The following is a 15,511-nucleotide window of genomic DNA, read 5'->3' on the forward strand; positions in this document are numbered from 1 at the left end:
CGTGCACGGCCCTCAACCCAGCCTTTGATGAGCGCGACAACCTGGTCGAGGACGCGACGAGCGAGGTCGACACTGCGGACGCACCTGGTGACGGCGACTCCGGCGACGGCGACGGCGACGGCGACTCCGGCGACGGCGACGGCGACGGCGACGGCGATGACGGCGACGGCGACTCCGACACCGACACAGGTGACACGGAGACTGGCGACGGTGACGGTGACGGTGATCCAGGTCCGTGTGCGCCCCCGCCGTTCCTCGATCAATCCTACCCGCCGTACATGGTCAATTTCTTCACCGACATCGAATTCGAAGCGATCGCGGGCTTGGCCAATCTGCCTCCGGGCTGCGTGGCCGTGACCGCCTGTCGAGCCGAGCAGGCGCAGTGCAACGTGCAGTCGCCGTTCCTGGCGCGCCGGTCCAACGGTGGCAACGTCGTCGTCGGCAACTTCGCGGACCCGGCGACCCCGATCAAGCTCGCGTTCGGGCCAGGACCCTCCCCCTGTGGAATGCCGGTCGAGTTCGCCCTCGGCGACGCGCTGAAGCTCGGCGTTGTGTTCAACAGCAACCGCCGTGAGTCGGCCGTGCTGCCGCTGCCGTGCTTCAGCGGCCCCAGCTTGGTGCTGTACGTTGGCAAGGATGGCTCGACCTTCTACGACGAAGAGCTGTTGGAGCCGGCCGCTCTGCAGCAATAGTGGCGACCCTGGCGATTTCATCGCCGCGCCCAGTCAGCACCAAAGTCCGCGCAGCCCGATATGAACCAGATGCAAGCGGCCTATATCGAGCGGTTTGGCGACGACCAGGTCGTACGAGTCGGACCCCGCCCGATCCCCGAAGTTGGCCCGTCGCAGGTCGTGATCGCCGTCCACGCCGCCGCCGTCAACCCGCGCGACTGGCTGCTGCGCGACGGTCGGTACGTGTTTCGTTCGTTGGTGTTTGGATTCCCCAAGATCCTCGGCAGCGACGTCGCGGGGGTCGTGGCCGCCACGGGTGCCCGCGCCACGCGGTTTCAACCCGGCGACGCGGTCATTGCCATGCAGACCACCCTGGGCCAGATGGGCGGATTCGCGGAGTACATGGCCGTGCATGAGGACGCGGTCGCCCACAAGCCGCGCTGCGCCGACCATGCCCACAGCGCGGGGCTATCGGTCGCGGGGCTGACCGCCCTGCAAGCGCTGCGAGACAACGCCCGCTGTGTGGCGCTGTCCAGCGCCAGCTACGCCCGTGCGAGCGGCGGAGGTCACGAGCAGGATCCAAGCGGTCAGCGAAGTTGTTGCGGCTGGGAGCGCTCGGCTTGGCTGAGAAACCAGTCGACGCGACGCAAACTCCCTTGTACGATGATGACCTACATGGGGTATATCGTGCAGGGAACGCTTCACCGGTTCAACTCGGTCACCGAGTTGGTCGCGCGTTGCCACGCACAATTTCCACGTGCCGAGGCGCGCACCGTGAACGAGCGCGATGAGTTCGTCCTGCAGGTCCGCGGTATCGGGGTTGCGTTCGACAGCCTCATCGTCCACTTCGAGGGATCGCGCTGCTACGCGGTGATGTTGCCCTCGGACGGGGCCTTGGACAGAGCCTCGAGCTGCACGTGACCGCCCGCGCCAGCTGAGCTACTCGGCCGCTTTGCGCATCGCTCGGCGCCAGCTCTGGATGTCCGCCTCGAAGCGCTCGAGCTGATCGGCCGGGATCGCGTCACCGACTCGCTCTGGCCGCCCACGCTCGCCGAGCACGTTTGGATCCAGCCGCTCGCCCGCGCGATCGATCAGCTCGATGCGCAGCCGCGGCACGGGCGTCTTGCCAGTCTGTCCGACCAGCGCGAGCACCTCGCCCTGCGCGACGTGATCCCCGGGCGCACGATCACCGATCGTGCGCATCAAGTTCGCGTAGCGAACGCGTCGGCCGTCGCCCAGCTCGAGCTCCATGCTCAGGCCATCGTCACCCGCGAGCCCGACCTCGCGCAGGACACCGTCGGCCACCGCGACCACCGGGACCCCCAGCGGTCGCCGATACACCGCGCCCATGCGGCCATCGATGAACTCGATCGCGGGCGCGAGGGTGGCCCGGGCGTCGGGGTCGCTGGGGTGCCAGGCGAAGGGCGTGCGCAGCAGCTCGCGGCGCATGGGCTTGCCCTCGTAGTCGAAGAATGCCTCGTCGCCACCCTTGGGCTTGTAGCGATAAAAGCCCAGGCGCCCGGCGTGGCCGACATAGCGAATCGCCAGCAGCTTGCCGTAGCGATGAAAGTTGCGGCCCAGGTAGCGCTTCTCGACCAGCACTTGCAGCTGATCGCCCGGGCGGGAGTCGGCCGTGAAGTCGACGTCGCTGGCGAGCGTGTCGGCGATCATCCGCGCGAGCTCGCTGGTCTGCTCGGCCTCGATGACAGCCTCGAGCAGGTTGCCGTTGTCGGGCAACTTCAGGGCGATCACGGCGACGTCGACGCGCAGCGGGTGCTGGATGTTGCGGACGTCGAGCCCGGTCGGCGTGCGGCAAGCTTGGATCAGGTGGCCCTCCGAGACCTCGATCTCCAGCGCCTGCAGGCCGCCGTCACGATCCCCCGCGATCCGCACGGGCGCGCCGCTGCCGGTCAGCATGCCCAGGTCCATGGTCCGACGGATCTCGGCCTCGACCTCGTCGACGACATCGGGATCGAGGCCGAGCTCGAGCAGCGCGAGCCGCAGCGTTCGGCCTTCGGTGAGCTTGGTGTCGAGCCGCAGACGATCATCGAGGTTGGCGAAGATCTGAACGGGGTCGCCGCCACAAGCGGCCTCGAGCGGCGCCGCGAAGCCGGAGCCCCCGTCCGCACCACCGATCACCGCGGCCTTGGCATCGAAGGTGTCGAGCCCGCCCTCGTCGCGCCACACGAAGATCCACGCGTTGATGAACGCGAGCACCAAGAGCAGCAAGATCGTGCGGTTGCGGGCCTTGAACTCCTTGGGGTCGCGCGGCTTGCGACCCCTGCCCTTGCCCTCGCGGGCCGCCGGATCGACCCGGCGGTTGGCCTTGGAGCGCCGTGTAGGCTTGCTGGCCGGCTTGGCGCCGCCGCGCTTGGACTTGGCGCGGGGCTTGGCCTTGCTGGCCCCTGACCCGGTACGCTTGAAGGCACCGGATCGGGACGCTGGCCGCCGAGTTGGACGCTGCTTGGACACCGTCTTCGGCGCTATCAGAGCTGGGGGCTGGTCTGCAAGAAATCGCCCACTACACACCTGGACGGCCGCGCAGGCTCGCAGGCCCTCGGGTTCCGAGGATGCGTGACACGACCGCTGAACCGCCGCCCACGCATGAGTGGGCGAGCGCGATCGGGCCGGCCTGTAGGACCCGCAAAGATCGAGGGGCAACGACGAAAGGTCGGGAGTCGAGCTGGAAGCCACGGACGCCGAAAATGTTGCCAAGAACACGGCCGAACGAGTCGAGTAGTGCCCAGGGGCGATGCCGACTCACGCCCACACCAATCGCCCCTTGTTCATCCTCACTCTTCCGCTCGCCGCGCTGGTGGTCGTGGGCTGCAAGGACCCGGTCACGAAGGATATAAAAGCGGAGGATTGCACCCCACTCGAGGCAGGAGAGCAGGAGGGCGGGGAGTGCCCCCCTTCGGAGGCGACCGCTGGAGACGAGACCGGGGGGCTCGAGACCGGAGCGGGCGAAACGGGCGAAACGGGCGACGCCGCCCCCAACCATATGGCGTCCGACGCGTGCTACCACAACCTCTCCGGTTCAGGCGATGTCGGCATCCAGTACCAGTGCATGGGGGAGTTGCACACAAGCCTCGATTTCTCCCTCGACGGAAAATCGTGCGTCGATCTGCTCGGCACTGGGTGGTGTGAGCAGAGCAACTACTTCGACGAAAACACTCAGCCCTACGCGGCGGCCGAAGTTATCGCATGCTGCGGCGAGTTCGACTATCAGTATGCAGACAAGTACAAGAGGTATTGTGCATACGATATGTATCAGCAACTCTGCATCACGCTCGCCAAGCGCCTGCAAGCTGGCGTCAACGACGGCTCGTTCGGCCCGTTCGCCAAGAAAATTGCGCCGATCCAAGTCTGGATCGCCCAGAACTACAAAGCGTGCTTCGACAGTTTGAAGGACAACAATTCAGCGGAGCTTCCACAGGTGGTATCGCACTGGACGCTCGGCAACTTCGGCGACCTACACGGTGCCGTTCTCAACGTCACGGCCCCCACCAAGATCGACGGCGTGAGCCTGCCGAAAGACGCAAGCGAGTGGCTCTCGTGCATCAATGCCCAGGGCAACAACGATCAGATCTTCGAGGACGCGCACACCCCCAACGGCGGCGTCTTCGTGGGTGTCGATCTCGCCGTCCCGCTCGACGCGGATCTCGTCGGGCCGTCGATCCTCGGGGGACCGATCACGGCGTCGGCGAGCTTCGATGCTGGGTGCGGCCCCCGCGGTTGCCCGGCTGCCGCGTTCTCCTATGACGCCAATGGCACCGGGTTCACCATCGAAGAGTTCGACGTGTTCGAAGACGACGCGGTGGTGATCACGAACGGCGTCGCGTCGCTGGTCGCGGAGCGGGTGCAAGTGCGTCTTTGGGGGCAAGCGCCCGGGTACAAGGTCATCGACCCTCCCACCAGCCAAGTTTTGGGTTATGAGATCCCGACAGGAGCCGCGCAATTCGTGGTCGCTGGCGTCGACGCCGCCGAAGGATCCAACCGTTTCATGGCCACCAACTCGGCCGACATGTGGATCACCACGGACCACGGATCTTGGGGCATCGATAGCTTCGACATCGAGTTCGAGGACGGCAGCGGCAACTCGTGGATGCTCACGTTCGGGGACAGCCGATGGGACGAGTGAGCGTGTGGGGTGTGGCGGGAATCGTGCTCTCGCTCAGCAGTGGCGGATGCGTGGAGGAACCATACGAACCGAACTGGCTGTTTCAGGGCCAGTGGATCGACATTGATGGTCGTGACCGCACCGCGGACGAGACCTGTGGGGGGACCTTCGCGTACGTCGACGCCTACGCGGGCGCGCTCGCGGTGGAGTTCGGCGTGACAGAGCACCTCGGCCCGTATCGCTGGTACTCACCCGAACAGTACGCCGCAGACCTCCCGTGCGGCGACGACATCACCGCGTGCTTCGTGCCTGATGAGCAGTGCATCCACTCGCCGGTGCTCCCCCATACCCATGAAGTCGTCCACATGGCTGAGTTCGCAACGGTGAACTGCCCTGGCGTCCTCAGTGAAGGCTTGGCCGTGTTCTACAGCAGCGCGTTCGGTCGCGACGCGAAGACCAGCAGCTTCGACCGGTTGGTGGCCATCATGGAGACTCCTACTGAGCCCCACGAGTACGGGATGCTCGGCCGCTTCATGGCTTACCTCGTGGAGCACTTTGGTGTGGAAGCGGTGCTCGACGTCTGCCGTATCACCGGTCGATATCCGGACGGCCCCGCCCTGTCCGCGGCGCTCGAGTCCGTGCTCGGCATGACCACCAAGGAGCTACTCGCGAACTTCGAACCCGAGCTCGGACCATCCTGCAACCACTCCAGGGACTATCAGTCGCGCGTGTTCGCGTGCGGGGCAGCACAGGCCGCGCCCGACCTTGGTCTCGTCAGCGTCGACGGCGAGCACGCCATCGACGTCACTTTCACGCTGGACTGCGCGAACGACATCATGGTCGGCCCACTGGGCAACAAGATGTGGCTCACCCGGCGCTTCAACATTGACGCGGACGACACCTATTTCGCCTCGATGTGGGGCGAAGACGGCGTGGAGATACCGGAGCTCGAGTTGACCCTGGCCAAGTGTGAGCCCTGCGGGAAGTCCCGGACGCTGCTCGGCCCGTTCATCGGTCCAGAAGAGCTGACCGCGGGTCGATACTCGCTGCAGGTGCACGCACCCGCTGACTTTCGCGGGAGCGTCAACGTGACGATCGAGCACTGAGGCCGCAGCGAGTGCGTCGCCGCTCGATTGGACCTCACCCCGGCGCGGGGGAGCCCCGGGTGGCTTGGGACCCCCGATAGACCCCCAAGTTGCCCCCCCGAGCATAGCCCGAGCACTCGGGCTATGCTCCGACCGTGAGAATCCGAGCCAAGCCACTGCTCTCGCTTCGGAATTGGTTCATCGCCACCTTCATCATCGTGTGGAACGCGACGTGTCTCGTGGCGATGGCGCTCAACGGCTGGCAGGGGCGACTGACGGAGGGGCCCGGGCTGTGGACGGCCGTGATCCAGCTGGCCTGCACCTGCCTGCTGGCCTTTGGCATCGCTGCGATCCCGGCCCTGCGCGAGGCGCTGACCGATCCCAAGCGGCGCGAGCTCTACGAGCCGACGCCGTTCGTGTTTATCGGCCTGATCACCGGGACGCTGGCAGGGATCCTCGCGTATGGGCCGTGAGCCGACCTGGGCACCCATCTGGGCACCCGTAGGCATCACTGCTTTTGAATGTATGCGAGCGCGTAGTACGGGGGCAAGTTGTTGTGTCCTTCACCGCTCCCTACCGCGCTGGTATTCGCCGCTCCGTGGGCGACGGAGTTGAGCGGCTGCGCGAGCCCACCCAGGCCGGGACCGAGGCCCCAAATATCGACGCGCGGGCCGTCCTGGGCCAGCGTGAACGAGTGCGAATGACTGGGTAGCTCCGAGACCGAGAGCGCGACCTTGTCCTCCCCACCCATGACTCCAGGCGGGTACTGTTCGCTGGCTCCGATGATGAAGCGATCACGCAAGTCCGGTGTGTTGTCCTCACCATTACACAACAACCATCCGGCCGGGACGTCTTCGACCGCTCCGCCCCACATGATGATCGCCCCGCTGGGGACCATGTGCTCGTAGAGCTCATCGAACATGAGGTTGAAGTCTTCGGCGACGATGACCTCGCCGTCTTGAAAGATGTGTTGGTCCGCGAGCGCCACCAGCGGTACGGTCGCAATGGCCCCGGCGACTGCGCCGAGGACCGCCAACCAGCGCGCCTGCCGGCGCGACAATGCTCGTTGCTCTGATTTGTTGCTATTGTCGTGGGTTTTCATGGCTGGCTCCTTCTTTCACTGACTAAACACGCTACATCCGAATTTGGCGATGCCGAACAAGCTCGAACGACATGGGTCCATGTCGCCGTCGCCATCTCCGGTGTCGCCGTCACCGTCGCCGGGATCGCCGTCACCATCGCCGGGATCGCCGTCACCATCGCCGGGATCGCCGTCACCATCGTCTGTATCACCGTCACCGTCCCCGTCACCGTCACCGTCACCGTCACCGTCACCAGTATCGCCGTCGCCGGTATCGCCGGTTTCCCCCGATCCTCCAACAGTCACTTGAACCTCATCCTGGCCGGGACACCCAAGCAGCAGCACACACGTGAGAACTACACAGATACGTCGATTCATTGTTCACTCCGCTTCATGTCTCGTTGGCAGCTACGACCGCCAAGCTCATGATGAAATCCAGCCGGCATCCAACACCGAGCTTCTGAAACATCGAGTGGCTCAGCTTCTCGACCGCCGAAACAGTGCAGCCGCGTCGCGCGGCGATCTCGGCGTTCGAGCGGCCAACCAAGATGCTGTTCGTGACGCTGCGCTCAGCGGCGGTGAAGCCGGCAGCCTCGAGCCGCTGGTGGAGATCGGTGCGTGGAAGGATGAGCAGCACCCCAACACCCTCGACTTCAACCTCGTAGCACTCCATCAGCCCGCTGCCGAACGCGACCAGCTCCTCTCGACTCTGGAGGTTGAGAGAGCGCTTGGCCGCCCGAAGCAGCGAATAGATCGCCGCCGTCGAGCGCCCCCACGAGGACGCGACCGCCGCGAGCGTCTCACCGCTCAGCAAGGCGCGAACAACCGCGATCTGGCGGCGGCTCAGCGTGCGTCGGGGCTCCAGCTCGGGGTTGCGCAGCGCGAGGTAGAACCGTCGGTTGTCCGTGTCGACCCGCTCGACGATTGTCCACCGCCCATCCACCAATTCGCTCCATGCATCCAAGGTGTGCCGCTCGTTCGCGCGGTTGCGGCTCGAACGCGCACGCTCGATGGCACTGGTTGCGCACCGCACTTGCTCGCGGGCACCCGCCGCCATCGCTGCTGGATTGACGTACAGAAACTTGCCACCTGGCGCATTGGGGTCGATCACGGCGTCTATGAGAGACCACAGGTCACCCTCGCCAAGCGCTTGTCGAAACCGCAATGCCGAGCGCATGTGCATCGCAACTCGTGACCAGTGCTTTCGCTTTGCATGCTGCATGACCGAGGGCTCGCGCAGCTCGAACAGCAGGCAACACCCCTTGCACGACTCGAGCGTTGCGCGAACACCAAATAGATCCGACACCTGAGCGCGCTGTTGTTGGGAGCTGGGTGCATGGCCCAGTTGACTGAGCGTGGCGGCGCCACACCGTGGAGACAAGAACCGCGCGCGTACGGACTTTGGATCGATTGATGTGTGGCGGGCGATCATCGTGGGTTCTGTTCGCGGATTCGGATTGAGGGACTCATACCCCCATGCCTCAAAGCCTTCACCCCTGGCATTAGACTGAAAGTAGAACGCGGACGCCGTACCATTCATTGACTCGAGTGGTCTGATGTCATTTATGACCATCAGCATATTGCAGATCCACTCGCTGTCGCCGATCTCGAGCTCGTACACGCTTTCGAGCACGTCCACCGTGTGTTTGAGGCTCGGCATCAACTGGGTGGTAGCAGCATAAAGTGACCGTTCACTCGTCGTCAACTGTGGAAATTGTGGCCCCGACACCCGAAGCTCAACGGCGTTTGAGCTCGCATGTCCATGCAGAACCCCGTTCCCCACAAAAAGATATGTGCGACCGTGCAGCGTGCAATGGACAGCGATTATCGTCGAGCGTGACGTCAACTCGGAAGCGGTCGGGGTCGAACCCAACCGCCGGAGGGGAGATCAGCGAGCCCGGCGTCGCAGCGCGCACAGACCCAGCACCAAGGCGGCGAGCGCCCCGATGGCCTTCAATGTACGCATGAGCCAAATAGTCTCACAAGGGCGCGGGCATGAGCACCGCCCCCGACCGGTCACCGCCGGTGGCCGCGAGCAACTGCAGCCGCCCGCAAGCAAGCGCGTCGCCCAAGATCAGCTGAAACTGTGACTCATGCTGATTGGTGATCACCCCGCTCATCCAGTTCAAGTGGGCGTAGACCGCAAACAGCAGCCACGCGAAGTTGACCGGCGTCGGCGACAGCAGCACCCGCTGGACCAGCGGGTGCTGGTTGTAGAGATTCACCCGCGTGTCCCCGCCCTCGATCAAGCCCGTCGCACCGGTCACCACTGAATCCTCGAGTTCGTAGAACGCCAACCACACGCGGGTGCGGGCGCCGGCCAGTCGCGGATCGGGCCGCAGCTTGGCCAGCCAGTGCTCGAGGTTCCACGCCAGCACGTCGTAGGGCATGGCCTCGGTCGCTGGCCACACCGCTCGATCATGCTCGACGGCGGCCGGCGCCGCCGCGCTTGGCTGCGCGCTGCTGGACGCCGGCATCACCACGCGCGAAGCCTGCAGGTGCGCGTCTAGCCACGCGTGAAGCTGATCGTGCGCCGCCGCCCCGGCCGCCAGCACCGACGACCAATCCAAGCCCGGGATGCCTCGCGCTTGGCCACGGTGCTGCTCGAAGTGGCGACGAAACCGGTCGATCATGTGGTGGCCCGACACCAGCGTGACCTTGCCGGTGTCGAAGCTGGGCAAGCTCAAAATCCGCTCTGCGAGCCCGGTCGACACGCTGGCCGCAAGCCCGGCCGGCCCGGCGATCAACGTGAGCTGCTCCCCCGCGTGGTTCAACAACACCCGCAGCCCTGCCGCGTAGCGCTTGGGCTCGTCGGCGAGGCTTGGCAGCTCGACGATCAAGCGCTCGAGCAGCGCGGCGGCTGCCTCGGCGATCTCGGCGTGGATCAGCTCGAGCGTGCTCGCGTCCCACTCTCGATCGTCGACCTCGAACGAGCCCACGACAGCGTACTGATGCGCGAGCTCATCGAGCGCCGCGACCGAGCCACGCCCGCGCGCGCGCAGCTGAATCCGATACTCCGCCAGCCGCGTGGCCGGGATCCCGAGCACGCCGGTGCCCCAGCTGCGCTCGAACGACTCGCGGACCAAGAACGCAGCGCTCGCGGTCATCGGGTTGCGGGCGGCCTCGAGGTCGTCGAGGTCAAAGTCGAAGGCCAGGCGCACCCGACCCAGCGGCACCAACAAGCGGTAGCTGAACGCCGAGACCGCCAGCGAGCTCGGCCGCCCGACCGGCGAGACCCGACCGGTGATCGCGGCGTCCGTGAGCGCGCCGAGCTCGGCCGAGCCGAGCACGTGACCGTAGTGGACCAGCAACCCCTCGGGGGAGAGCAGCGCGGCGTGGACCTGGCGCAGACCCCAGACCTCGCCGTCGAGATCCAAGAACAGCGGGTAGTCGAGCAGCCCGAGCTGCTCGAGCTGTGCCAGCTCGCCGCGCGCGAGCGCCTGACATGCGTAGCGCTGCAAGTGCCGAACTGCCTGGCGGCGATGTTCCTCGAGCTCCTGCGGATCCGCGCCTGGCTCGTCGGCCTGGCCCAACATGCGCCGCCGCAGCCCCTCGAGCAGCGCCGCTAGCAGCTCGGCCCGGCCTGCGTCATCGAGGCCCTCGAGCTGCCCAACCTCGCCTTCCACTGGCAGCGGAAATTCCAAGTCGCGCCGCAGCCCCAACGCCACGTCCCGCACGCACACGCCGTTGTGCTTGGTCAGCACGTCGCGGGCGTCAACCCGCACGTAGCCGGCCTCGCCCAGCATCCCGATCAGCGCGCGCTCGGTCCCGGCCTCGAGCGCCAAGATCCGATCGAGATCGAGCCCGTCGAGATCGGGGGTGACCTCGGGGACCGTGCCGTAGACCAGCCCAGCGGTCTCGTCGGTGAGCAGCGCGAGCTCCCGCAAGCTCAGCGCGCGACCGCCCAGCGTGCGCAGCAGCGGCAGCGAGAACGGGTCAAAGCCCGTCGAGCCGGCCAGCGAGAAGCTCAGCCCCGGCGCGAGGCGGCCCGGTCGAGCGGCGCGCAGGCGCGTGACCGTGACCCGCGAGAGCACCTGCAACGCCAGCTGCGCGGCCACGCTGCCGGGCTCGATCTTGCCGACGCCGAGGCCCGCGAGCGCGCGCTGATCCTGCTCGCGCAGGCGCGGCAGAGCCAGGGCCGCGAAGCCCTCGGCGATCCGCGCCCAGACCTCGCTAGAACGCAGCTCCGAAGCCTGCCCGGTCGGCAGATCGACGTCGAGGATGCGCCCGGGATACGCCGACGCGAACAGCTGCTCCTCGAGCAGCCGACCGGTCGCGGTGACGCGGACCAACAACCCCCGCGAGGCGTCGCCTGGATCCGCGGGGCTGTAGAGCGTGGCGCGGATCGTGCCGGTCTCGCCGAGCATGATCCGCAGCGGGGCGACCAGCCGCTCGCGCAGCTCGGCCTCGCGCGACTCGGCGCCCGTATAGCCGGCCTTGCGCAGCTCTGCGTCCAGCCGCGCGCGCTCAGCTTCACCGTGATGGACGCGGCTGACCTGCTCGGCCAGCGCGTCGAGGCTGGGGACCTCGAGCTCGATCGGCGGCAGCAGGTGCGGCTCGGATGGGGGCGCGAGCACAGGCTGGCTGTAGAAGCGCTGATCTTCGGCGTCGTCGAGCTTGGGTCGCCAGATCAACACGTCGCGCCCGCCGAGCCCTCGGATCGCGCTAACCTGCGCCTTGGGGACCCGCAGCAGCTGCGCGCCGAGCATCTGCGCGATCTGGCGGCCCCTGCCGCCGCGCTCGCGCTCCACCTGTTTGGACTCGCTGTCGGGCGCGACGATCACCACGCGCGGTTGCTCGCGCAGCAGCTCGCGCAGCTCGATCGGCGTGTACGCGAGCCCCTCGGCGCTGGTGATCCTCGCCTGCTCCGAGCTGGCTTTGCCACCGACCAAGCTCTCTGCGTAGTGACGCAAGCGCAGCCACATCTCGGCGAAGCGCTCGTCCCGGACGAACCCCGAGTGATCGACGGTCTTGTGCAGCCGATCAAAGCAGATGATCCCCCCGACCCGCTGGCCCTTGACCAGATCGTACTGATAGCTCTGGACCCAGACCCCGTGGGTCATGAGCGCAAAGCCTGGATCCCCCCCGGTCGGATCCAGGCCAACGCTGCCATACAGGTCACCCTCGTCGAAGCTGGTGACCTTCTTGTAGCCGTACAAGTTCGGCACCCGCTGACGGGCCCACCCAAACAAGGATTGCCCGTTGAACACCAGCGGGACCGGGGCCGCGAGGCAGCGGGACTCGACCGTTGCGAACTCGAGCGAGCCATTCTCACCCCCCACGCGCCCGGTCGACTTTGCGACCTTGTCACGTCGAAGCTTGGTCGCGCGCACGTAGGTGCCCTCGAAGGCCCCCGTCGCGGTGCCAACCTCGACCTGATCTGCGCCCCCGCTCACGACCATGCGCGTGGTCCCGTTTGGGCTGCCGTCGCCAGACTCGATCACCACCTGCTCGGGCTCGAACAACATCAGGGCGTTGACGCCCAGCGCCAGCGAGCGCACGTGGGCGAGGTCGACCCGCTCCTTCGAGGCAAACAAGAAGTCGAACAGCTGACCCAGCTCGTCTGCTCGCAGCGCGCCGCCGGTCCACGAGATCAGCACGTCGTCGCCGCTGCACGAGATGTCGACGTAGTCGGCCCCGCCCGCGACCGCGGCCTGGACCAGCTCGAGGATGTAGAAATACGGATCCGCCAGCGCGAAGCGACGCAGCTTCTCGATCGCGCGGCGACGCGCGAGCTTGAATTGTTTGCGCTCGGAGAACCCAACGTCACCTTGGCGCGCGCGCGCGATCACTTGGTCGATCGAGGCCATCAGCTCGCGCTCCTCGGGCTCTGCGCCGCGCTGATCAGCAAGGGGTCGAGCGAGAGCCCGCGATCGGCGTCGAGCAGCAGCGACTTGGCCAAGCAGTAGGCGGCGATGTCCTGCATGTGTTCGGGACCCTGGGACGCTAGCTGCAAGAGCGCACGAAAGTGACTGTGCTCGCAGTTGACCGCCGCCTGCGGCCGCTCGCTGCGTTCGTTGAGCATGCGGTCCTCGGTTGGAATCGCCATCAACGGCGCGACCTCGTGGGCGACGACGAACAGCGGAAGGCTCGCGCCTGGCCGGCCGTGGAGCCGCGCGCAGACCAGCGCGCCATAGCTGATCCGCTGCTCGAGCCCGCGCAGCCGCGTGACCGCCCGCGAGATCAGACCCGGCGCCGGACCCAGGCCGCGCTCGAGGATCGACGAGGCCCGCGCGATCAAGGCCGCCGCCGCTGGCATATCGTCGACGCGCTCGACCCCCACGAGCACGTCGACCGGGCGGGTGATCATCTCGGCGGCCTTGACCCATGCGCCCGGCCCCGGCTCGCTGCGCAGCTTGTCGAGCATGCGCGTGAACATGCTCTCGGTCATGAACTCCCGCGCGAGGGCGTTGGCCAGGACCCGGCAGACCGGGCCCAGGGTGCCCGCCGCGAGCGCGCCACCGACATGCGTGAGCGCGTGCAGGCTCTGAACCATGAGCACGGGTGTGCCCTGAGCGAGCAGCTGGTCGACCAAGGACGAAGCCTCGCACTCGACGTAGACGCGCCCGTCAGCGGCTGCCCCCGCGCAGATCTGATTGATCGAGTAGCCGCGCCCATCCAGACCGAGGAAGATCGGCAGGTCACCGCGCCCGTCCAGGGCATCGCTGCCGTCGAGCGCGAGGTAGCCCATCAGCTCGAAGTAGCGGCTGCGCTCGCTGACCGTCCACCGCCGCCCGCCTGCCGCGGCGGCCACCAGCTCGACGATCGCCTCGAACAAGCGCGCGCGCAGGGGCCCCGTGGCCGCCTCGACCAGCCACCCCATGGCCTTGTCGTAGTTTTCGTCGCGCATCACGGTCTCGCGCGAGAGCGTGTGCTCGAGGTAGCGCGACTTGATCCGAAACGCGACGTGGGCGAGCGCAGGCGGGACCAAGTCGGTCTTGCCGCGGACCACCGCGAGCGCGAGCCCCTTGTTGTAAAAGCCCCAGACCGGGCTTACCGAGTAGGCCAGCACCATGTGCGCGCCCTCGCGCTCGACTGAGCTCAGGCACTCGCCGTCGACCGCGAACGGCTTGTTGATCTGGACGGACGCCCCGCTGACCGAGGCCCGATCTTCAAAGCTGATCTCGGCCTCGCTGTGGCGGCACCAGTGATCGATCGTCGCAATGCTGCGGTCGACCAGCTCGGTGTAGCGGGCGCGGTCGCCCTCGATGAACAAGGTGATCAGCGTGCCCTCGACCGGCGTCTCGAGCCGCGACTTGAAGTAGCTGCGATCGGCGTCGAAGAACACCTCCCAGTATTCGCCGTCGCGGCCGGTCTGGACCAGCACCCCCTTGGGCTTCAGCGCGAACACCGAGACGAAGCCGATCCCGAACTTGCCGATCTTGGTCTGGTCGTTTTCTTTGCTCGAGGAGAACAGCGTCGTCAGCTGCTCGTCGATGATCGCCTCGTTCATGCCCTCGCCGGCGTCGTCAACGTGGATCTCGATCACGCCGCCGGTTCCGCCCGACTCCTCGGGCAGAAAGTCCAGCCAGATCTCGATTGAGCCGCTGCCGGCGTCGATGCTGTTTTGGACCAGCTCACGATAGAAATCGAGGGCCGACGAGAACTGCGTGACGAGGTTGTCGACCGCTTGACTGGTGAAGTCCATGCTCAGGTGCGCTCCCGCGAGCGCGTGGTGACGCCCGCGTCGAGCGGGCCCTCGATGATCGCAAACGCTGGGATCGAGCCCGCGCAGCTGTCCTTGCTGTGCTCTTGGATCACGACCTGCTCGGCCAGGCGCGCGTCAATGCGGGCGGTAAACTCGTTGATCGCAACCTCGGCGCCGACGATCCCGGTTGGCACCGCGATGATCCCATAGCCAAACAACATCAACAGCGAGGCGATGAACTGCCCGCCAACGGTGACCGGCGAGATGTCGCCATAGCCAACGGTTGTCAGGGTGACGATCGCCCAATAGACCGAGCGCGGGATGCTGCTGAACCCCTCGTTGACCCCGTGCTCGAGATAATAGAGCAGCGCACCCTGGACCACGACGATGACCAACACGGTGCCCAGGAACACCGCGATCTTGTAGCGCGACATCATGAGCGCGCGCATCAGCGTCCCCCCCTCGGACTGCAGCCTGCCGAGCTGGAAGATCCGAAACACCCGGAGCAGCCGCAGCGCGCGGATGATCTGCAGCGACTGCGTGTCGCTAAAGAACAAGCTGAGGTAGGTCGGCAGCAGCGACAACAGATCGACCATGCCCATGAACGAGAAGATGTAGCGCTTGGGCTCGCGGACGATGGCCAGCCGCACGATGTACTCGATCGTGAACAGCCCGGTCAGAATCCACTCGATGATCCGCAGCGAGTGGCGATGGCGGACCTCGAAGAAGGTCACGGTCTCGAGGCTGATCACCGTGATGCTCAGCAGGATCGCCACCAACAACAGCACGTCGAACAACAGGCCCGCAGGCGTGTCGGTCTCGAACACGACCGAGTACACGCGCGCGCGCCAGCCATGCTTGGGCCGGCTCTCGGGGTCGAAGAAGCGCACGCGCGGGATTGTACAG

The 15,511-nt window shown here is 66.4% G+C and carries 12 protein-coding genes; 5 read left to right on the plus strand and 7 right to left on the minus strand.

All coding sequences use genetic code 11. The features are described 5' to 3' along the window. Positions 1–692, plus strand: a 692-nt coding sequence (locus tag DB30_RS28625; RefSeq protein ID WP_205633089.1) for a hypothetical protein, incomplete at its 5' end; no start/stop codon positions are given. Positions 693–752: 60 nt separating this feature from the next. Next, positions 753–1,592 (plus strand): alcohol dehydrogenase catalytic domain-containing protein, encoded by an 840-nt coding sequence (locus DB30_RS28630; protein WP_052554876.1) that lies wholly within the window; start codon positions 753–755, stop codon positions 1,590–1,592. An 18-nt stretch (positions 1,593–1,610) separates the two neighbouring features. Here the strand turns inward: DB30_RS28630 and DB30_RS28635 are convergent, their stop codons facing one another. Beyond that, on the minus strand, positions 1,611–3,143 hold the full coding sequence (locus DB30_RS28635) for a M23 family metallopeptidase (protein ID WP_052554879.1): 1,533 nt from the start codon (positions 3,141–3,143) through the stop codon (positions 1,611–1,613). 310 nt (positions 3,144–3,453) lie between these two features. On the opposite strand from DB30_RS28635, the gene DB30_RS28640 reads away from it, so the two are divergent. The 3 genes from DB30_RS28640 to DB30_RS28650 all read left to right on the plus strand — a co-directional run bounded on the left by DB30_RS28640 (position 3,454) and on the right by DB30_RS28650 (position 6,349). Next, on the plus strand, positions 3,454–4,812 hold the full coding sequence (locus DB30_RS28640; RefSeq protein ID WP_146661022.1) for a hypothetical protein: 1,359 nt from the start codon (positions 3,454–3,456) through the stop codon (positions 4,810–4,812). Positions 4,813–4,862: 50 nt separating this feature from the next. After that, positions 4,863–5,897, plus strand: coding sequence for a hypothetical protein (locus tag DB30_RS28645; RefSeq protein ID WP_052554883.1), 1,035 nt, complete (start codon positions 4,863–4,865; stop codon positions 5,895–5,897). Positions 5,898–6,031: 134 nt separating this feature from the next. Then, positions 6,032–6,349, plus strand: coding sequence for a hypothetical protein (locus DB30_RS28650; RefSeq protein WP_052554886.1), 318 nt, complete (start codon positions 6,032–6,034; stop codon positions 6,347–6,349). Between the two features lie 35 nt (positions 6,350–6,384). Here DB30_RS28650 and DB30_RS28655 read toward each other — a convergent pair whose 3' ends face one another. From DB30_RS28655 to DB30_RS28680, 6 genes are all read right to left on the minus strand, one after another. Beyond that, a complete protein-coding gene (locus DB30_RS28655) occupies positions 6,385–6,978 on the minus strand; it encodes a hypothetical protein (RefSeq protein WP_146661024.1) in 594 nt (197 codons plus the stop codon). A gap of 15 nt (positions 6,979–6,993) precedes the next feature. Next, entirely contained in the window at positions 6,994–7,263 is a 270-nt protein-coding gene (locus DB30_RS41750) for a hypothetical protein (RefSeq protein ID WP_205633090.1), read from the minus strand. Positions 7,264–7,348: 85 nt separating this feature from the next. Beyond that, complete coding sequence (locus DB30_RS28665) at positions 7,349–8,803, minus strand: helix-turn-helix transcriptional regulator (protein ID WP_146661028.1); 1,455 nt, start codon at positions 8,801–8,803, stop codon at positions 7,349–7,351. Positions 8,804–8,936: 133 nt separating this feature from the next. Beyond that, the gene (locus tag DB30_RS28670) at positions 8,937–12,767 is read right to left on the minus strand and encodes a hypothetical protein (protein WP_052554894.1); all 3,831 of its coding nucleotides are present in this window, start codon (positions 12,765–12,767) and stop codon (positions 8,937–8,939) included. Next, the gene (locus DB30_RS28675; protein WP_052554896.1) at positions 12,767–14,605 is read right to left on the minus strand and encodes a sacsin N-terminal ATP-binding-like domain-containing protein; all 1,839 of its coding nucleotides are present in this window, start codon (positions 14,603–14,605) and stop codon (positions 12,767–12,769) included. The genes DB30_RS28670 and DB30_RS28675 overlap by 1 nt, the downstream gene beginning before the upstream one ends. Before the next feature lie 2 nt (positions 14,606–14,607). After that, positions 14,608–15,495, minus strand: coding sequence for an ion transporter (locus DB30_RS28680; RefSeq protein ID WP_052554898.1), 888 nt, complete (start codon positions 15,493–15,495; stop codon positions 14,608–14,610). Between the last annotated feature and the right edge of the window lie 16 nt (positions 15,496–15,511).

This window comes from Enhygromyxa salina (genome assembly GCF_000737335.2).
Taxonomy (GTDB): domain Bacteria; phylum Myxococcota_A; class Polyangia; order Nannocystales; family Nannocystaceae; genus Plesiocystis; species Plesiocystis salina_C.

What these genes read in the sequence shown, in the direction of transcription:
- DB30_RS28630 (WP_052554876.1), top strand. Translation starts at nt 753, where the DNA reads ATGAACCAGATGCAAGCGGCCTATATCGAGCGGTTTGGCGACGACCAG.
- DB30_RS28655 (WP_146661024.1), bottom strand. Translation starts at nt 6,978, where the DNA reads ATGAAAACCCACGACAATAGCAACAAATCAGAGCAACGAGCATTGTCG.
- DB30_RS28670 (WP_052554894.1), bottom strand. Translation starts at nt 12,767, where the DNA reads ATGGCCTCGATCGACCAAGTGATCGCGCGCGCGCGCCAAGGTGACGTT.
- DB30_RS28675 (WP_052554896.1), bottom strand. Translation starts at nt 14,605, where the DNA reads ATGGACTTCACCAGTCAAGCGGTCGACAACCTCGTCACGCAGTTCTCG.